Source organism: Lysinibacillus sp. NPDC086135, from assembly GCF_044746345.1.
Classification (GTDB): Bacteria; Bacillota; Bacilli; order Bacillales_A; family Planococcaceae; genus Lysinibacillus.
On the sequence record NZ_JBIVCA010000021.1, the window covers coordinates 80554 to 98978 of the forward strand.

An 18425-nucleotide genomic window follows, 5' to 3' on the forward strand; every position below is an offset into this window, starting at 1 on the left:
AAACAATTTATTCGGGAGGAACAAAATTATGAAGAAATTTAAACTAACGTTACTAACAATGGTATTAGTTGTTACATCTATACTATTTGCAGCTTGCTCTTCTGATAAAAAAGAGGAAGAAAAAACAGACGCTAAAACAGAAGAGCGTACAGTAGAGCATGCTAAGGGGGAAATTAAAATCCCTGCTAATCCAAAAAAAATTGCTGACATTAGTGGTTCAACAGAAGAATTATTAATCTTTGGAATGAAACCAATCATTACTGCAAATACGTCTCAAGAAGAAATTGATCCACATATTGCAGATCAATTAAAAGATGTAAAACCAGTCGGCTCCGCTTGGGGTGACAACATTAACATCGAAGCAGTAGCTGCTGCAAAACCAGATTTAATTCTTATAAATGATCGTCAAGAAAAAATCTATGATCAACTATCTAAAATTGCACCGACTGTTATGTTAAAAACTCCATTAGATCAATGGCGTCCAAAGTTCGAGGAGTTAGGTAAAATCTTCGATAAAGAAAAAGAAACAGACGAATGGTTCAAACAGTATGACGAAAAAGCTAGCAAGTTACACGATAAAATCGTTGCTAAAACTGGTGATGCGAAGTTCATGAAAATGGCTGCATATCCAAATGCATTCCGTATATACGGTGACTATGGCTACGGTAGCGTACTCTTTAAAGATTTAAAATTACCAGCAGTTTCAGGTACACCATTGGATGAAGCATTAGTACAAGTACAAAAAGAAGCTTTAATTGACTACAATCCAGATTACCTATTCGTATTTACAACAGGCGACGGTTCTCAGCGCTTAAAAGAATTCCAAGAAGAGACAATTTGGAAAAACATGAATGCTGTGAAGAACAACCACGTATTTATTATTAAAAATGATGCGGTCAATAAAGGTTACTTCCCTCTTGGTAAAGAAATGATTTTAGATGAAATTGCTGAATTTGTTCTAGGGAAATAATAAATTTTTCCTTGAAGTAATTGCTGCTGGTGCTGCACTTTCGCGCCAGAAAAAATGTGTTTGGATTTTGAATCGTTCCCGCAATTCATTCCTTTCAAAATCTGCAACATTAAAATGTACCCTATAAGATAGACACTAAAAAAAGTCTCTCTTACAGGGTACTTTTATTTATAATGAACATAACAACTAAATGGAGCAGAACTTATGTCAAAGAAACTATTTACTGATCAAGAACAAAAATTACTCAAGAAACATCCTTATGTAAAGGCTGTTAGTGAAAAAGGAATCACTTACACAGATGAATTTAGAGCAATTGCCATTGCAGAATATGAAAAAGGAAAATGTTCGCGTGAAATCTTTGATGATGCAGGATTTGATATCGACCTGGTAGGGATTCATCGAGCAAAATCAGCTTTGAAACGTTGGCGAGCAGCTTAAGAAAAAGGTATCTCAGGGTTTGAAGATACACGCAAATATCATTATGGACGGCCACTAGAACGCGAATTAAGTCTATAAGAAAGGACATGCTTGATTAGAAGCACAAATCGCCCTTCTTCGTGCACAAATGAACCCCTAAAAAAGATAGAATTAGGAGAAAGAGTGTTGAGAAAGAATTAACAGCGGAACAAAAATTTCAACTGATTCACACTGTTATCCAAAAATATAAATTACAGCGAATGGTACGTTATCTTTGCCAGATATTTGGTGTTTCTCGTTCAGGCTACTATCGCTACTTTATACAAGAGGCAAAATTGAAAAGACAAACACGCCATCAAGCAGATGAGAGAGTCAAAGAAGTCATTTTAAAAGCGACGTCCTAAAGGAGCCCGTCAAATTAAAATGACGCTAGAACAACAGTATCAAATCACCTATAACTTAAAACGTATTGGTCGTATTATGAAGAAGTTTCAAATCGTTTGCCCAATTCGAAAAGCCAATCCATATCGACGAATGGCTAAAGCAACAAAGGAACATCGGACATTACCGAACTTGCTAAACCGCCAATTTAAGCAAGGAATCGCTGGAAAAGTATTTTTAACAGACATCACCTATTTGAGTTTCGGAAAAGGTAAACGCGCATACTTTTATACAATTAAAGATGGAGAAACCAATGAAACTTTGACATATGAAGTATCTGATAAAATAACGCTAAATATCGCCCTGAATACACTAAGGAATTTGAAGAAGAATGGTATCAAACTAGCAGAAGATGCATTCATCCACTGGGACTAAATCAATCCATGTCACGTCGAGGCAATTGTTGGGATAACGCACTACAAGAATATTCTTTGAGCATTTTAAAGATGAAACAGATTTAAAATCATGTGAAACACTAGAAGATGTAATACGAGAAATCAAAAGTTATATGACCTATTACAATCATTATCTGGGTCAGTGGAACTTAAAAAGATGACGCCTGCGAGACATCATCTTCTTCAAGTTTCTTAGAGCCATTTTTCAAATGTCCTTTACAAAGGGTACACTTTACATCCATCAGAGGCTTTTTCTTCATTCACATTCAGTAGATGTTAGGTCACCCATTGAAAAAGTGACTCATTCGATTTCATCTCAAATTCTTAACGATGAGAGTGTCTTCTGCTGAATAAAGATAAAAGTGGATTCTATTTCCCTCATGGTCTCCCGCTGGATTATTTCATTTTATAATGAAATAATTTTTTTTCTACGACAAATCCTGCTGCTAAATATAAATTAATGGCCCTTAAATTGTTTTCTTGAACACAAAGAGTTAACTCCTTAATGTTTTTATAAGCAAATAACTTAGACATTGCGAACCTTAATAAGTTGGTACCAATCCCTCTTTTTCTATTATCATTAGTTACAGCAATGTATTCAATTGTTCCTTCTCCGAATTCTGGATTTGCTTCAAAATATACATATCCCTTTAAATGATTATCTTCAATCAAAATATACAGTTTATTATACTCATTTAAGCGTTGAGTCATTTCATTTGAATTATAATAAGTTTTAGGAAACGTTTGTTGGTGCAACATACTAAATACATCTTGAAATTCACTACTATATTCCACAAAATCATTACTTTGTTCTAAGAGAATTATATTATTTTTATATGCCTTCAAAACTAAGTGGGTTCCATGTTTATTTAACTGTAACTTTTCTATTAAATATATAGCTAATGTATTTTCACTACTAATGAAAAATTCAAACTCTTCAATATATGAAGAGGTTTTACCGAACAAATAATCCCATAAATTATCTATCATAATTTCCTTTTTATTAATAAACTCATCTCTAATAAAAGGTCCCCAAACTTCAGCAGTGCATTTCTCTGAATCGACGTCAAATCCTAGAGCAGCTATAATAGTTTCATTTTCATAGATAACTGCAAAACAATCCTCTATTTTTAAGTCTGAAAAATCATTTTTCAAGGTATTATAAATCTCTAAAGATTTATCGCCGCAATAACCGGTACATTGTTCAATTTTGTTGTTGTAGATAACTAAAAATTCCGATAATTCCTCATTGCTTCTTGGAGGTTCGGGGTTGAATTGCATAAAATCCACCTCTTAATTAATAATGTCCTAACAATGCTTTTTGTTTAGCAACTTTTTCTGCTTTATTAAATACATAAATCCCAATAGTAAAATAAATAGTAGAATTAATTATTAAAAATAAAAAATTCCCCACATTTAAGGAAGAAATAGACAGATCATTGATTGTAATCTCACGAATTAATTGTAAACCATACATAAAAGGAGCAAACTTTAAAAAAGGAACAGTAGTTAGGGGTATAAATGTCATTCCCATTATTACAAATTGGAATATTTGTATTATATGACCAGATTCTTTGAGAATAATTGTAATAGATGATACCATATATCCTACTCCTAGTACTCCTAATAAGGTAATCAATAGAATTGGGGTAATAGACAATAAATCTAAATTTAATCTCTGTTTTGCAGTTAGCATAGCTAAAAGTAATAATATGGAGATGGAAACCATACTTATTATCACTACACTCACCATTCTCGTCATAAAAATAAACCATAATTTATAGGGTGTAATTGTCAATTGTTCTAATGTCCCTCTCCCTGCCTCACCAGAAATTTCTAATCCAATCCCTTGTGTTAAAGATAGAACTAAATACCAAAAAATATAATTCATAATAACCATTTGGATATTATAATCGTGACTTTCTGGATCACCTATTAGAGATATACCTAAAAAGAAACCAAGAAAAACAATATAAAAAATAATCAATTCACTTATAGTATTAGGTAAATATCTTTTCATATGTATCCATTCTCTTTTAAAGTTAACTTTAAATACATTAAACACTTCCATATATGATCTCATCTCCAATAAGATTAAGGAAAACTTGTTCAAAATTTATGTCTCTTTGTTCAAATTTCTCAATAGTTACATTAAGTTCTTTTAGAATTTCTAATAGTAAATAAATCTCATTATTTTCTTTTATATTAATTACTATTTCCGACTTATCTTCCAAATCTAAAGTTCCGAACATATTAGAAGAGGATAAGATTTTTTCTTTTTGATATTCTTCTAATTTTTTAGTTAATGTTATAATAAAGGACTTAGTATTAAATAAGCTGTTTAATTTATCAATAGTATTATCGGTAATTAAATTTCCTTTACTAATAATAACTACCCTTGAACACAATTGTTCAATTAATCCCATATCATGAGAACTTATTAATATAGTCCTTTTTTCATTTTCTACAATTTGTTTTAAAAATTGAATCATATCTTTATTCGATTTAACATCTAAGCCTAAAGTAGGCTCATCTAAAATAAGAATTTCTGAATCAGATAAAATTGCTATAATAATAGCAATTTTTTGTTGCATCCCACGAGATAAATTTTTTACTAATTCAAACTTTTTTTCGAATAAATCGAATTTCCTTAAAATGGAATCGATATATTCCCCCTTATTTTTAATTGAGCAACCTCTAATTCCTAAAAAGTATTCAATATTTTCAATTACAGTTAAACGCCAATATAAATTTCTATTTCCTTCTAAGACCGTGCTAATATACTTAATACTTTTTTTTGAAAATAACTCATTTTTAACATACACACGTCCTTCATCTGGATTAATTAGACCACATAATATTTTTATTAATGTTGTTTTACCAGCACCGTTCGAACCTAATAAACCTACAATCTCACCCTTTTGAATTGTAAACGAAATACCATTCAATACATTTACATTATTAGATTTTGAAATATACCTTTTTTGAATATTTTCAACAGTAATCATTTATACACCTCACTTTATTAGAAGAACTAATATTTATTAAGATTAAAATTTTATTGGGTTAACAAATGGATAAGCATTTCTTAACTCTAAAAAATTTCTATAATTAGCAACCTCTTGCATTAATTCTATTGTTTTTATTTGATCTACGCCCCTTCTTAACCCCATTGCAATTTTAAAAAGACCTTTGCTTTCTATAGTATTTGGAATAATCACTTCATATCTGCTGTCTCTAAAACCAAAACTGGAACCATGATAAAAATTAATTTTTCTCTTTTTAACCTCATAGGCTAAAACCCCTAAAAGAAATCCATGATTATCCAAATTATCCTCTTTTAAATGAAAAACTACGAATGGTGATTTTGCCCATTCAAAATTAGAAATTAGTGAGGGGTGCACAACTTTTTTGAATAGCCCATCTGCTTGAATTTTTTCCGCTAATAACTTATTATTCTCATAAATAAGATTGCAATAACGTGTATATAATTCTTTGTTAAACACAAATCGATTATCTAACAACGCTAATTCTTGATATGTTAATCCTGCTCCCAAAATGGTTCTCACTTGCCTAATATAATTTGTAAAGACCTTAGCATTTGGTATGTCTAGATTATTTTTTAACGTATAAACGCTGATAACTCCCCCATTTGATAGTTCTAAGCCTTGCTGATCTAATTTAAGAATAGAATGAACTTGTATAACTATTATATAAGGATAATTTTCTAAACTTTTTAGAATTTTTTCTATTTGATGATAATTTCCACTTAACGTAGTATCTACAATCAATACCCTTAATCTATTAGGTGTAGAATTACATAAGGTTTCTAAAAATTTATTAAGATTAAATACTTCTAAATCCCAGTTATATCGGACTAACTCTATAAAAAATACGTCTGTACTCTCTACCCAGTTAAAAAATTCATTTTGTTTTCTATAACTTGTAATTTCAATTGCTTCACTTCTATATAAATCTGTTAAGACCCTTGTTTCAAAGTATTCACTCCATGTACTAACAACTAACTTTTTACTTTCCGATGGTTTATACATAGCAAAATAACTTTGTAAAACTGTTGAAATTGCTGCCATACCACTTGAACATAAGACATTACTTAATTCCCAATTAGCATGGACATCTCTATAAAGACTAATTTTTTCTTCAAGGAAATCTGGCTGTATATTTCTTTCATAACTAAAACTAATTTTGTTGGATTGGGGCAGTTTTTTTATTGTATTTAAAGGTGGCGACTTCAAATGTTTGTTAGTAATGTTTTGAACATAGCTCATCCAAATTTCCCTTATCTCCATTGTTAAAGTATTAATTTCATTAAAAAATAATTCAGGGCTATTATTACTTTTAATTGTATGGATAATCTTTTCTACTTTTTCTATCCAATTATAATAATCTTCAGTATTTATCTGATTTGCAAATAAATTTTTAAGTTCCAATAATTCCTCAATATTATCTAATAATAAATCTTGATTAATTATCATAATTAATTACCTGCCTTAATAAAAGTTGAATCTTTTAAAATCCACTCATCTGGTAGATGATATCCATGCATATTTCTAGCCATACTATTAACATATGCACCTACAGGATTCATTAATAAGCCATCGTTAATCTTCAGAGGCTTATGTCTTACTGAGGAAATAAAAACATCTTTCTCGTAGCAAGTATTCCCAAATATAACGTGTTCTTCTTCTGTAGTATTCATGGAATCTGAATAGCTATGTACTAAATAAGGATATGCCCAATAAGTTAAATTCCAAGCTGAACAATCTACAGTAATTATTCTTTTATTAATAGATAAATCTGAAGATTGAACCTTTGAGTATAAATATCCACTCATCGCTAAAATTAACATTCCTGGTTCAACTACTATTTTTACTTCTCTGTTTAACTGTCTATTTATTTGTAATACATATTCTTTAACTATTTCCCAACTTTTTTTTACTTCTATTTCATCTGAGTATAGATAAGTTAATCCCCCTCCAATATTGATTACTTCTAAATCTTGAAATTTATATGATAAAGAATAAATATACTCCATAGCTTCTTTAATTATAGAAGAGTTTTGTAATTCTCCAAGATGGAAGTGTAATTGCTTAATTTTTAGCTTTTTATTATTTATAAATTGAATAAATTCATCGGAATCTATATTTATACCAAACCTACTTTGCTCACCATAAGTTATGTCTGGATGTATATTTTTTAATGGTACTTTTACTCGTACTCCGACTTCATTTAAATTATATTCTTCAACATACTTTTTTAATTGTGAGAAACTGTTGAAATCAGGTAATATATTTCTTTCAAGTAACTTTTCTAAAAATTTTTCGTTATATGCAGGTGAAGTAGAATAAACAGGGTTCATCCCTATTTCCTCCACTATTTCAAATTCATGAATAGATGCCACATCAGCACCTAACCCAAGATCAGAAAGTAATTTTAGTACTATTTTATTTCTATTTGCTTTTATAGCAAAACATAGTTCTACATTTGGAATTATTTTAATATCATTTCTTATTTTTGATACTGTACTAACAATCGAATTATAGTCATATATAATGGCTGGGGAACCAATAGATGGCTCATTATCCAATAGGAAATCAGATATATTTGGATAAATACTCATTTTTTCTCCATTACCATAGTAATTATTTTTAAAATCAAGTTTGAAGTCATTACACCTTCTACTTCGCTTTTTCCAGGTAATAATTCAACAATATCTAGTCCTATAACTTTAACTTTTTTTACTATTTCTTCGATTATTAATAACAACTCTTTATAGTCGAATCCACCAGGAAGAGGTGTTCCAGTTGCTCCCATAATTAATGGATCAATAACATCAACATCAAAAGTTATATAGTATAAAATTTCAGTATCTAAATTTTTTATAAATATTTCCATATCATCCAATATACTCCTGTCAGGATACATCCTCACTTTTTTATGTTCATACTTTTGAGAGGACAATTGTCTTACACCAATTTGAATTACTTCGACAACATTTTCAATTTCTAGTACCTTATCCATGAAATTCCCATGGTGTAATTTTTCTCTCCAATTTTCCATGTTAACAAGACCAAAGTCTGAATGTGCATCAAATTGTATTACTTTAATTTTTTTATCTTTTGATATTCCCTCTATACATGGATAAGCAATTGAATGATCTCCCCCAATCGTAACTGGAAAAATATTTTTAGAACTAAGTTTATAAATTGTTTCTTTTAAAGCATCAAATTGAGAACCATTTTTCGAAAATACAATTGCTTTAATATCTCCACAATCAGCTAAATGTATGTCTTTAAGTTTTTGAGTTCCATCAATTGGATCGAAATAACCTTCTAAGTTTCTTGAATTATAATTATAAACTGCTCTACTTACTTTTCTTATATAGTTAGGAGCAAATCTAGTACCGGGTCGATAAGTAACATTCAAATCATATGGCATACCAATAAATGCTACATCACACCAATCTCCACTTAAACACTCTTTAATTGAAACTAATGGAGCATTAAAAATACCATTATTATTTTCAAACAAGTCCCTTTGAGGGTAATAAAATTCAATAATGCCTTCATTTATTAGATAATCTATAATCTCAATTGCTTTACCTTCATTAAGATTATAATTGTCTTGTATTTTTTTTAAGGCTCGTTCTTTATTAACCGGTATATTGAATATTGAAATTATATTTAACATTTGTTCATTTAATATTACTTCCCAACCAGACTTATAATCCCAAATTTTATCTTTACTATCCTCTTGTAAAAACACTACAGATTCTTTAACTTTATAAAATTTAGTTCCCTTCATTTTTTACCTCTTCAATTTTAATTAGTTTCCCATCTTTCAATAAGTATTCTATTGGTAAAGGTATTTTGTTAAATTGTCTAGAATTAGTAATGGTATACGCTCCAAATGCACACATCATTAATTTTTCACCTACTTTTATATCTATAGGCAAATGAAATTTCATCGTATTTCCATTTGTGTCTCTTCCAAAAATATCCCCCTCATATAAGGTATTACCTGTAAGTTTATATTCAACTAAATCTGAGTCTGAATTTAAACTATCAATTGGTATTACTTGTGGCTTATGCCAAGGTGCTAAATTCCATGCTGATGAATCCAAAGTAAGTAAATTTACATTAAAAAAGTCATGATATTCTTTTGCCATTATTTTCGTAATTAGATATCCGCATCCAGACAATAAAGCACCGCCCGGTTCAAATCTAAATTCCATTTCTCGACCGGTTTTTCTGCGCCAATTATTAACAATATCTCTTAGTTTATAAAATACTTCTTTTGTTTTATTCCGATTTATATATAAATGGAAAAAGCCTCCTCCAAAATCGATGGTATGAATATTTTCATATTGTTCTGCTATAGCTAAAAGGTAGTTAGCTTTATATAATAATGAATCAGGGGTCATTTGCCCTGTGTGTACATGCAATCTAGTTATATTTAGATTGTATTTTTTTAATATCGGTTTTAATTCAGGATTACTAATATTTAATCCAAATCGGCTATCCTTACCATATGTGGAGTTGGATTCCAGTTCTTTAGGTAAAGGAATTCGTATGCGTAACCCTATGTCTGTATTTGGATGTCGATAGCCATACAATTCTATTTGTGAAATTGAATCTAAATCAATAATTACATTTTCTTCATAAAAAAAATCCATATCATTTTCAGAAAAAGCTGGACCAGTTGTTGTAATTTCTTTGAATCCTGCATTTTTTGCTAGTTTATATTCCCCTATACTCGCTACATCACACCCAAGCCCGCTTTCAGCATAGATTTCCAATATCTTTGGAGTGTGTGTAGCTTTCACCGCTAAATTTAGTTTAGTATTTGGGACAACGCTAATATCTTCCTTGATTCTTTCAATTACATCACCCATTCCATTAAAATCATATATGAGTGCTGGAGTTGATATAGTTTTTATTATTTCAAATAATTCCTTAGGTGGCTGAGAATATAATGGTTCAAGGATTTTTCCAATACTTTTATTCATATATTATGTTCCCCTTTCATATCAATAAATACCTACTCAGAGATTCCGTTGAATAATGAAAATTAAGTTTTTACTAAACTTACTAAGTATTAATAATAAGTTCCTTAAAATTGCTGAAGATCGCCTCTTGGTCGAGAGCCGCCTAAAATTGTTAAATCTAATTTAATAACTGCTGCTGTAGTTTTTTCTATAGTAAATTGATTTTCAGTATTCTCCACAGTAGATTGACTTTCAGTACTCATAAGACCTTACCTCCTTCTAATGTTTATTATTTTTGTATTTCAATAGAAACTTCTTACTTAAACATACAAAGTATTAATAAAAAGTTCCTTAGAATTGCTGAAGATCGCCTCTTGGTCGAGAGCCGCCTAAAATTGTTAAATCTAATTTAATAACTGCTGCTGTAGTTTTTTCTATAGTAAATTGATTTTCAGTATTCTCTACAGTAGATTGATTTTCAGTACTCATATGACCTTACCTCCTTCTAATGTTTATTATTTTCGTATTCAACGGAATCTCTGAGTAGACATTGAACTTATTTTCATAATACTGATTTTAATAAAAAAGCTTTAAAATCTTTTTTTCTTACACTATAGTGGAATTTAAAAAGTATTATTCTGGTGAATTTAATTAAAAACACTTACAAAATAAATTTAGATGTATAAATCACCTAAATTCATTTTGTAAGTGTGTAAATGTAAATATAGTTTCAGAGAAAATAGCTCGCAATCCTTATAGAGAACTCTTTAAAAGTCTTTCACTATAGCTATTTAAATACTCTTTATAATTTACAGCATAATTTACAGCCCCAACTTCTTCTAATATATTTATACAACTTTTTACTAATTTTAAACCCTCATCATAGTCTGAATTCATTTTAAATATTCCATCATAAAATTTTAATATTAATTTTTCTAATATAAAATCCTCCGTCATATCTGAATTTTTTAAATTATTTATATAAAATTCAACCTCTTTAAGTTTATAATTTTCTAAACATACTCTAATTGTATTAAAATAAATACCATACATGTCCCTTCTATAACTTTTTATTTTTTTAAAAAGTATACTTTTTTTTAACAGTTCAGAAGATAACATTATAACTGATTCTACACCCAGAATATGTAATGTATTCCCATACAAAATTATTTCATACTCTCCCCATACTTCTACGCCCCATAAGTAATCTATAAGTAATTCAATATCTTTTTTATCTACTTTTTCATGGGTTAAATCACTACAAATGGCTTGTGCCATTATACTATTTAATTTAAAAGTTAATAATCCTGTTTTTTCAAAATTTGCATTTTCATCATCAATTAATTTTTTTAAAATCTTTAAATTCCCTTGCAAATAAGCCTTTTTCAAATCTTCAATCAGCAATTCTAAATCATTTTTTTTGAATTCATTATTTATAAACAAAAATTCATTAAACTTAACATTTATCCTATTAAGTAGTTCTAATATCTTAGGTAATGTAATTTCTGACTCATTTCTTTCAAATTTTGATAAATATGAAACCGAAACGATTCCTTTTGCTACAAATTCTAGACTATACCCTTTATGTAACCTCAATTTTCTAAAAGTGCTACCAAAATCCATTTAACCAATCCTTTGTCATATATTACAAAAAAAAGAATACCTTATAATCATTATATATAATTTAAGTAAAATAGAAAGGCGGAAATATATGATAAAAAACAAAATAACAAAAACACTCTCTCTGTTAGTTGTAATTTATATAGTTGGTTCAAATTATTCATCCGCAATTTTAGAATTCATTGGAACGGAAATATAATCTGGTGAAAATGAGGCTGTGACAAAATAATAACAAAGGAGCCCATGAAATTTTACGATCAGTAAAGTTTCATGGGCTTTGTATTTGAAGATGTAAATTCTAATAAAAAGAAAGGACACCTTCTTATAAATTAAAGTGAACAAACCATAACCAATGAGAAAGAAGTGTCCTTGAATCGATATTTTGAAAAACAGCGAAAATAGATAATAACTTTTTCGCTTCAATCTTCCTAAATCAAAAAAATGTTAGATAGAAATACAATCAGTTCAACATTTTTTCTTATTGTCCCAGTCTCTTTTTTAAACCTTGCTAAAGGATTATGATATAGTTGTTTAATTATCGATTGGCGAATAATTCAACTTAGTTCCCTTATTTTATAAATCGTATAGATCGTTTCTCCCCAAATTGTAAAATCTCATCATTCATTAATATGATGTCAGTGTCTTCCTCTGTAAGTTTTTCTCCATTTAAAGAAACACCATTTTGTTTCATTAATCGCATAAACTCACTTTTACTTTGAATATATTCTTCAGCAATTAATGATGGAATAATATCAAGTACAGACTCTTTCCCTATTTCAATTAACATTGTGGGGATGTTATCAGGCAAAACCTCTCCTTCATTAACGATCTTACCTACACCCTTTTGAATCATCTCTAATTGTTCTTCCAGTTTTAAAAACATACAATACAACTCCTTTAATATTGAATTAATATTGCAAGTTCTATAAGAGTAAAAAATCAATTTCGCCTTGGCGTAATTGTAGCTGCCGCTTTGCTTTCGCTACAGAAAACATTTGTAGCTGTCGCTTTGCTTTCGCTACACATAAATTGCCATAGAACGTGACGTTCTTAGACTGAGTTCCGCTATAAAAGGAATCACATCGCATTCATCTTACCACCCGCTTCTGCTGAATGAAGATAAAAAAACGTCCTTTAGGAATAAACCTAAAGGACGTGTTATGAACGTGTTACCACCTTAATTTAAGAGCTACTCACATAACTCTTCTCAATAGGTACGGCTAAATGCGATACCTTTGCATTGATTACGGATGCAAACCCGTCGTAGCCTACTAAAGTTCGGTACGCAGCTCCAAGATGAATTCATTTTAACTTTCCTTGCGCCTCTCATCAACCGGCTACTTTCTGTCAGTTCCATTAAAACTACTAGTTCTCTTCAACACTTTTACTCTTATACTCCAAATTATTGTTAACAACAATTTTTCGTTATGCAAATCTTGATAATTATTATAGCCTCTTTATTTGAATTGTCAATAAATTATTTTAAGCTTTAACCATAGGGTTGATTTCCGTTCCGGCTGGACACTTCCTGAGGCATCCACAGCCATGGCTGTGGATGCGGCTTGTAAATGGGGAAATAAAAATCTGGGGCCCTCTATTCAATTTCCTAAACCAACAAACAAATCCATAGTATCCAGTGCTTTTTCAAGTGGTATTATTGGTAGCGCAATTCTAGTGTATGGGTTTATTTTCAATAAAAAATGGATTTTGTTATTTGGTGCACTTGGGATAATAAGTAGTGTTTTCATATATCGACAAAGTGTCAAAGACGAATAGATACGTATGTATTAAAAAAGCACGAGAAATCAGAAACATTGATTTCTCGCGCTTCTTTTATATGAAATCATATTATTTCTAAACATTATAGTAATTATTTTTTATTGCTCACTAGTTTGTGTGGATGGCTTTAATAAGAACCAAACAATTACTAAAGTTACTAGCGCTAATATAAAAGTACTCATATAAATGAAATGTACACCTGAAGCTAATGCCTCTTGTGATTCGGTTACTATGGTTGCTGTAGTTCCTCCATGTCCACCGGAAGATACAAGATTAAGGTTTTTAATACCTTGTGCGTGAATCATCGTGTTGAAAATTGCCCCGAAAACTGCAGCACCTAATGTTTGACTAAACGTATTGATAAATGTATTTAAGCCAATTGCCGTTCCCCGCGTATGAGTTGGAACAGCTGATTGAATTGTTACCATGTAAATTGGTATAATAAGCCCCATTCCTAAGCCGAATAATCCAACTGCAACATAAATAAGGAATGTTGGTGAGTCTGTTGACAATGTAAATAGTGAAAAGGCAGCAACTGAAAGAATGCTAGCTCCAAGTAGAATGATTTGTTTCGTTTTTAAGTAATCAATTAATTTACCAGAAAAAATAGTGCCAAATGTCCACATAACGGGAAGTGGCATTAAAACGAGTCCGGCCTCTGTCGCATTTTTTCCTAATACACCTTGGCTCCAAATCGGAAGATACATTGTAATACTAATAATCATTGCACCAGAAATAAGAGTTAATATGTTTATAATAGATAATGTACGGTTAGAGAAAAGTGCTAGCGGAATTAATGGTTCCGGAGATTTTTTCTCAATAAATAAGAAAATAATGAATGAAACAGCTGCAAAGATTAAGAGACCAATAATTGTAATGTCCCCCCAATTTTGCTTACTGCTACCTGTTAATAACGCGTATAGTAGCGCGATTGTACTTAATGAAAATACTGTTGCACCAAAATAGTCGATATGGTGCTTAGCAGGCTTAATAGATTCTTTATAATAAATGACAATCATTAAGCAAGCGATAATTCCAAATGGAACGTTTAAGAAGAAGATGTAGCGCCAAGAAAGAGAATCGACTAAAAATCCTCCAACTAATGGTCCGATTACACCAGAGATGCCCCAAACAGCACTAATCCAGCCCTGTGCTTTTGCACGGTCTTTCACTTCGCTATATAAGTCACCCATGATTGTCATTGTTATTGGCATAATAGCGCCAGCACCTAGACCTTGAAGGGCACGAAAGACGATAAGCTGTTCCATCGATGTAACAACACCGCAAAGTGCAGAGCCGACTAAAAATATCGTAGCTCCAATCAGTAAAACTTTTTTACGACCGAATAAATCAGCCAGTTTCCCGTATATTGGAGTCGAAACGGCTGTGGCTAGCATATAAATTGCATATACCCAACTAACAAGTTCGACACCTGACAAATCACTTGTAATACGGGGGATTGCTGTACTAATAATTGTTCCTTCTACAGCTGAAAGAAATGTCATTAACATTAATGATAAAATAACTTTTTTTCTCATATTTTCCCCTTTACTTCTATACAGATTAATGACGCCTCGGCATAATGGCGTCCGGAATCGGCCTGCGTGAAAGCGAAGCGGCAGCATCTGCGCGAAAGAAGTTAAAATTATTCAATATATAACTAAGTATATTTTTGGATTATCTATAAACAATATAGATAATCAATAAAGTTCCTTTATTGCACTAACCAGCTTCGTTAGTTCAAGTACAATTTTTCACAGGATAAACATCAATTTTAACATATATATACATTAAAAATCACCTCCAAGAATAACTAAAGAGGTGATTTTTATCAAACGTTATGACAAACTATCATTCTTATTATAAACGAGCACGCATATTGCTTTGAAATCAATTATGCCCGGAATCGACTTTGTGCTTCCCTTCCAACCCTTAAATACTCGCCACATTTCCTCATATTAACTTTAGCAAAAGTGATACTATCATAAAGGAATTTTTTTAACTAAAAAGTGACTTTACTCGTGGTACCGCTCTAGCTTAAAAGCGCTAGACTAGACAATGCTCTCTTGAAAATGAAAACATCTTAAATATTTTCAAACTAAAATAAATCAACTATAATAATATACAAATGGTAGAAATTCTAAATTAAACCCATTTATCTTTTTTTATACAAATCTACTCTAAAGGAGCACGAAGATGAAAAAGAAGGTTTTATCCTTACTCATGGCCATAATAATGGTCCTATCAGTTAGCGTATCGGCGTTTGCCGATGAAACGTCGCCACCAGCGACAAGAGGAGAAATCGTTAAAACCTTGTTGATGGCAGCAGACGCTTATCAACCAGGAATTAATAAAGAAGACATTATGCAAGGCTCTAAAAACGAAGATTTAAAAGAGAATGAGCCTGTTAAGAAGGTTGAAGCTTTAGTCATGTTGAGTAAGGCATTCGGCGAATTGCCAGAACCTGTCGGAAATGATCTGCGCAGCGGAACATTTGGTGTCGAGTTCACCGATGTACCCGCTTGGGCTAAGAAAGATATCGATAAACTTGCAAAAGCAGGCGTACTGACGGGCAAACCTGATGGCACATTAGGTGCAAATGACAATATTACGATCAATGAGTTCCGAAAAATTATCGCCAGAGTGTGGACGCTTAAAGGCTCCCATTTAAATGACGATTTTTATGAAGTAATCAATAAGGAATGGTTAAATAAATCGGCAATTCCGACAGGAGAAATCATGGGTGGTGGATTTCCTGAGCTGCAAAAGCAAAATACCGATAAAATAGAAAAAATAATAAATGAGCTCGTTGGCAAACAATTCGAAGAAGGAACAAAAGAACAGAAAATTGCCGACTTCTATTCGACGGCGTTGGATACAAAAAATAGAAACAAACAAGGGATTGAGCCCATTCAAAAATATGTAAAGGCAATTGACGGGGCTAACACGCTTGATGAACTCATTCAAGCAGATCTTACCCTGGAAAAAGAATTAGGTCTAGGCTCATTATTCAGCTTTGCAATTATGAACGATGCAAAGAACAGTAGTGAAAATGCTTTATATTATACCGGATTAGCTACTGGTTTGGATAAGAGCAACTTTGAAACGGAAGACGAGAAAGTGAAAAAAGCCTATATTCAATATATGACCAAACTTCTCGTAGTATCGGGTGAGGAAGAGTCTGCAGCCAAAGCCCACGCCGAGAAAATTTACGAAATGGAGAAAAGCTTAGCTTCCGTATCGCTTGAACCCTATGAACAAGGCGACGTCAATAAATACTATAATCCGTATACAATCGAACAATTCGATGACATGTTCAAAACAGTAGATATGAAACTAGTCATGAAATCGATGAAGGTCGACAGTGCTGATAAAGTGATCGTATCCGATGTGAAGCTGGCGCAAAAAGGCGCAGAACTCTTGACTGAAACTAATCTTAACGTGCTTAAAGCTTACTCCAAATTGCAACTGCTTAAGGAAACGGGCAATTTGTTGTCAACTGAATTCAGAGATGCTGCTATTGAGTTTTCCGCAACGTTATACGGCGTTACAGGAGAAAAAACAGATCAGGAAATCGCAGTAGCCATGACAACTGACACAATGGGTGGATATTTGGAGCAAATGTTTGCCGAGAAACATTTTTCACCAGAAGCTAAAAAAGATGTTGAGCAAATGGTAGAGAAGTTAATTGCTACGTATGAGGAAAGAATCAAATCGCTTGATTGGATGTCAGAAACAACAAAAACTAAAGCAATTAAAAAGTTGCATACGATGATTGTTAAGATCGGTTACCCAGATAAGTGGGATACAACATTAGATAAAGTAGCTATCAAGACATATGACGAAGGTGGTTCGCTGTTCTCTAATACCATCACAGTAACCAAAGCATACATTGATAACACGAAAGCCAAGCTAGGAAAACCGGTGGATAGAACGGAATGGTTAACAAGCGTATATACCGTAAATGCTTTCTACAATACTTTTAATAACGAAATTACGTTCCCAGCCGGTATTCTCCAAGCGCCTTTCTATGATATTAACGCTAAACCTGAAGCAAACTATGGTGCCATTGGCATGGTCATTGGCCATGAAATCAGCCATGCATTTGATAACAACGGATCTGCATACGACGAAAATGGCAATGCAAATAACTGGTGGACAGAAGAGGACTTTAAGAAATTCGAAGAGAAAAACCAGGAACTGATTGAGTTCTATAATGACATTGAGATTATTCCGGGTGTGTTAAATGATGGTCAGCTTACACTAAGTGAGAATGTCGCTGATTTAGGTGGAATGGCGGCTTCACTGCAAGCTGTATCCAAAATGAGTAATCCGGATTATAAAGCATATTTCGAAAGCAATGCAGAAATATGGAAATCCACAACTACAAAAGAATTTGCAGCATATCTGAGCAAAAACGATGTACATTCAGCCGCTAAAATTCGGGTAAACCGCACGATTGTGAACTTCCAGCAATTCTATGATACCTATGGAATTAAGCTTGGAGATGGCATGTATGTAGCTCCAGAGGATCGAGTTTCCATCTGGTAAAAATACGAGTAGATAGAGCTATTTCCGATAGCTCTTACATCAGTGTATAGAAGCAAAGGCTGTCTAGAAAGTCTTTTTAGCGTAAATACACCGAAATAAAAAGCCCAAGAATGCTAATTTTTGAACTGCACCCAGTCAAGTAGACAGTGGAAATAATAAAAAATGTATTAAGCGGCTTGAGTCCTGAATTCTAACGGACTCAAGCCGTTTAATCGTTTCTGATAACGATAGTAATTATAAAAAT

At 31.7% G+C, this 18425-nt stretch carries 15 protein-coding genes, 1 pseudogene and 1 other annotated feature; of the genes and pseudogenes, 3 read left to right on the forward strand and 13 right to left on the reverse strand.

Annotation, left to right across the window (positions count from 1 at the left end):
- Positions 1 to 28 precede the first annotated feature (28 nt).
- The gene (locus ACIPKN_RS22270; protein WP_400940307.1) at positions 29 to 970 is read left to right on the forward strand and encodes an ABC transporter substrate-binding protein; all 942 of its coding nucleotides are present in this window, start codon (positions 29 to 31) and stop codon (positions 968 to 970) included.
- A gap of 204 nt (positions 971 to 1174) precedes the next feature.
- Positions 1175 to 2419, forward strand: a pseudogene (locus tag ACIPKN_RS22275) (IS3 family transposase).
- A gap of 200 nt (positions 2420 to 2619) precedes the next feature.
- Here ACIPKN_RS22275 and ACIPKN_RS22280 read toward each other — a convergent pair.
- From ACIPKN_RS22280 to ACIPKN_RS22340, 13 genes are all read right to left on the reverse strand, one after another.
- A complete protein-coding gene (locus tag ACIPKN_RS22280) occupies positions 2620 to 3504 on the reverse strand; it encodes a GNAT family N-acetyltransferase (RefSeq protein WP_142508716.1) in 885 nt (294 codons plus the stop codon).
- A gap of 16 nt (positions 3505 to 3520) precedes the next feature.
- The gene (locus ACIPKN_RS22285) at positions 3521 to 4294 is read right to left on the reverse strand and encodes an ABC transporter permease (protein WP_142508717.1); all 774 of its coding nucleotides are present in this window, start codon (positions 4292 to 4294) and stop codon (positions 3521 to 3523) included.
- Complete coding sequence (locus ACIPKN_RS22290; RefSeq protein ID WP_142508718.1) at positions 4281 to 5231, reverse strand: ABC transporter ATP-binding protein; 951 nt, start codon at positions 5229 to 5231, stop codon at positions 4281 to 4283. Before ACIPKN_RS22290 ends, ACIPKN_RS22285 begins: the two co-directional genes overlap by 14 nt.
- Positions 5232 to 5273: 42 nt before the next feature.
- On the reverse strand, positions 5274 to 6719 hold the full coding sequence (locus ACIPKN_RS22295; protein WP_142508719.1) for a PLP-dependent aminotransferase family protein: 1446 nt from the start codon (positions 6717 to 6719) through the stop codon (positions 5274 to 5276).
- Between the two features lie 2 nt (positions 6720 to 6721).
- A complete protein-coding gene (locus ACIPKN_RS22300; RefSeq protein WP_142508720.1) occupies positions 6722 to 7864 on the reverse strand; it encodes a hypothetical protein in 1143 nt (380 codons plus the stop codon).
- Entirely contained in the window at positions 7861 to 9048 is a 1188-nt protein-coding gene (locus ACIPKN_RS22305) for an arginase family protein (protein WP_142508721.1), read from the reverse strand. The genes ACIPKN_RS22300 and ACIPKN_RS22305 overlap by 4 nt, the downstream gene beginning before the upstream one ends.
- Positions 9035 to 10252 (reverse strand): diaminopimelate decarboxylase family protein, encoded by a 1218-nt coding sequence (locus ACIPKN_RS22310; RefSeq protein ID WP_142508722.1) that lies wholly within the window; start codon positions 10250 to 10252, stop codon positions 9035 to 9037. Before ACIPKN_RS22310 ends, ACIPKN_RS22305 begins: the two co-directional genes overlap by 14 nt.
- A gap of 104 nt (positions 10253 to 10356) precedes the next feature.
- On the reverse strand, positions 10357 to 10494 hold the full coding sequence (locus ACIPKN_RS22315; protein ID WP_185903452.1) for a hypothetical protein: 138 nt from the start codon (positions 10492 to 10494) through the stop codon (positions 10357 to 10359).
- Between the two features lie 88 nt (positions 10495 to 10582).
- The gene (locus tag ACIPKN_RS22320; RefSeq protein WP_400940313.1) at positions 10583 to 10720 is read right to left on the reverse strand and encodes a hypothetical protein; all 138 of its coding nucleotides are present in this window, start codon (positions 10718 to 10720) and stop codon (positions 10583 to 10585) included.
- A gap of 264 nt (positions 10721 to 10984) precedes the next feature.
- Positions 10985 to 11854 (reverse strand): helix-turn-helix domain-containing protein, encoded by an 870-nt coding sequence (locus ACIPKN_RS22325; protein WP_400940315.1) that lies wholly within the window; start codon positions 11852 to 11854, stop codon positions 10985 to 10987.
- A gap of 565 nt (positions 11855 to 12419) precedes the next feature.
- Positions 12420 to 12734, reverse strand: coding sequence for a tyrosine--tRNA ligase (locus tag ACIPKN_RS22330; protein ID WP_142510917.1), 315 nt, complete (start codon positions 12732 to 12734; stop codon positions 12420 to 12422).
- Positions 12735 to 12774: 40 nt separating this feature from the next.
- Positions 12775 to 12939 carry a hypothetical protein gene (locus tag ACIPKN_RS22335; RefSeq protein WP_185903582.1) on the reverse strand — a complete coding sequence of 55 codons (165 nt, stop codon included), beginning with the start codon at positions 12937 to 12939 and terminating at the stop codon, positions 12775 to 12777.
- 58 nt (positions 12940 to 12997) lie between these two features.
- Positions 12998 to 13239 (reverse strand) — a binding site (T-box leader).
- Positions 13240 to 13728: 489 nt separating this feature from the next.
- On the reverse strand, positions 13729 to 15168 hold the full coding sequence (locus ACIPKN_RS22340; RefSeq protein ID WP_142510918.1) for an MDR family MFS transporter: 1440 nt from the start codon (positions 15166 to 15168) through the stop codon (positions 13729 to 13731).
- A 658-nt stretch (positions 15169 to 15826) separates the two neighbouring features.
- On the opposite strand from ACIPKN_RS22340, the gene ACIPKN_RS22345 reads away from it, so the two are divergent.
- Positions 15827 to 18181: a M13-type metalloendopeptidase gene (locus tag ACIPKN_RS22345; RefSeq protein WP_400940320.1), complete on the forward strand. Its 2355-nt coding sequence runs from the start codon at positions 15827 to 15829 to the stop codon at positions 18179 to 18181.
- The last annotated feature ends 244 nt before the right edge of the window (positions 18182 to 18425 follow it).

What these genes read in the sequence shown, in the direction of transcription:
- ACIPKN_RS22340 (WP_142510918.1), bottom strand. Translation starts at nt 15,168, where the DNA reads ATGAGAAAAAAAGTTATTTTATCATTAATGTTAATGACATTTCTTTCA.
- ACIPKN_RS22315 (WP_185903452.1), bottom strand. Translation starts at nt 10,494, where the DNA reads ATGAGTACTGAAAGTCAATCTACTGTGGAGAATACTGAAAATCAATTT.
- ACIPKN_RS22305 (WP_142508721.1), bottom strand. Translation starts at nt 9,048, where the DNA reads ATGAAGGGAACTAAATTTTATAAAGTTAAAGAATCTGTAGTGTTTTTA.
- ACIPKN_RS22270 (WP_400940307.1), top strand. Translation starts at nt 29, where the DNA reads ATGAAGAAATTTAAACTAACGTTACTAACAATGGTATTAGTTGTTACA.
- ACIPKN_RS22330 (WP_142510917.1), bottom strand. Translation starts at nt 12,734, where the DNA reads ATGTTTTTAAAACTGGAAGAACAATTAGAGATGATTCAAAAGGGTGTA.
- ACIPKN_RS22300 (WP_142508720.1), bottom strand. Translation starts at nt 7,864, where the DNA reads ATGAGTATTTATCCAAATATATCTGATTTCCTATTGGATAATGAGCCA.
- ACIPKN_RS22335 (WP_185903582.1), bottom strand. Translation starts at nt 12,939, where the DNA reads ATGCGATGTGATTCCTTTTATAGCGGAACTCAGTCTAAGAACGTCACG.
- ACIPKN_RS22345 (WP_400940320.1), top strand. Translation starts at nt 15,827, where the DNA reads ATGAAAAAGAAGGTTTTATCCTTACTCATGGCCATAATAATGGTCCTA.
- ACIPKN_RS22290 (WP_142508718.1), bottom strand. Translation starts at nt 5,231, where the DNA reads ATGATTACTGTTGAAAATATTCAAAAAAGGTATATTTCAAAATCTAAT.
- ACIPKN_RS22295 (WP_142508719.1), bottom strand. Translation starts at nt 6,719, where the DNA reads ATGATAATTAATCAAGATTTATTATTAGATAATATTGAGGAATTATTG.
- ACIPKN_RS22280 (WP_142508716.1), bottom strand. Translation starts at nt 3,504, where the DNA reads ATGCAATTCAACCCCGAACCTCCAAGAAGCAATGAGGAATTATCGGAA.
- ACIPKN_RS22285 (WP_142508717.1), bottom strand. Translation starts at nt 4,294, where the DNA reads ATGGAAGTGTTTAATGTATTTAAAGTTAACTTTAAAAGAGAATGGATA.
- ACIPKN_RS22320 (WP_400940313.1), bottom strand. Translation starts at nt 10,720, where the DNA reads ATGAGTACTGAAAATCAATCTACTGTAGAGAATACTGAAAATCAATTT.
- ACIPKN_RS22310 (WP_142508722.1), bottom strand. Translation starts at nt 10,252, where the DNA reads ATGAATAAAAGTATTGGAAAAATCCTTGAACCATTATATTCTCAGCCA.
- ACIPKN_RS22325 (WP_400940315.1), bottom strand. Translation starts at nt 11,854, where the DNA reads ATGGATTTTGGTAGCACTTTTAGAAAATTGAGGTTACATAAAGGGTAT.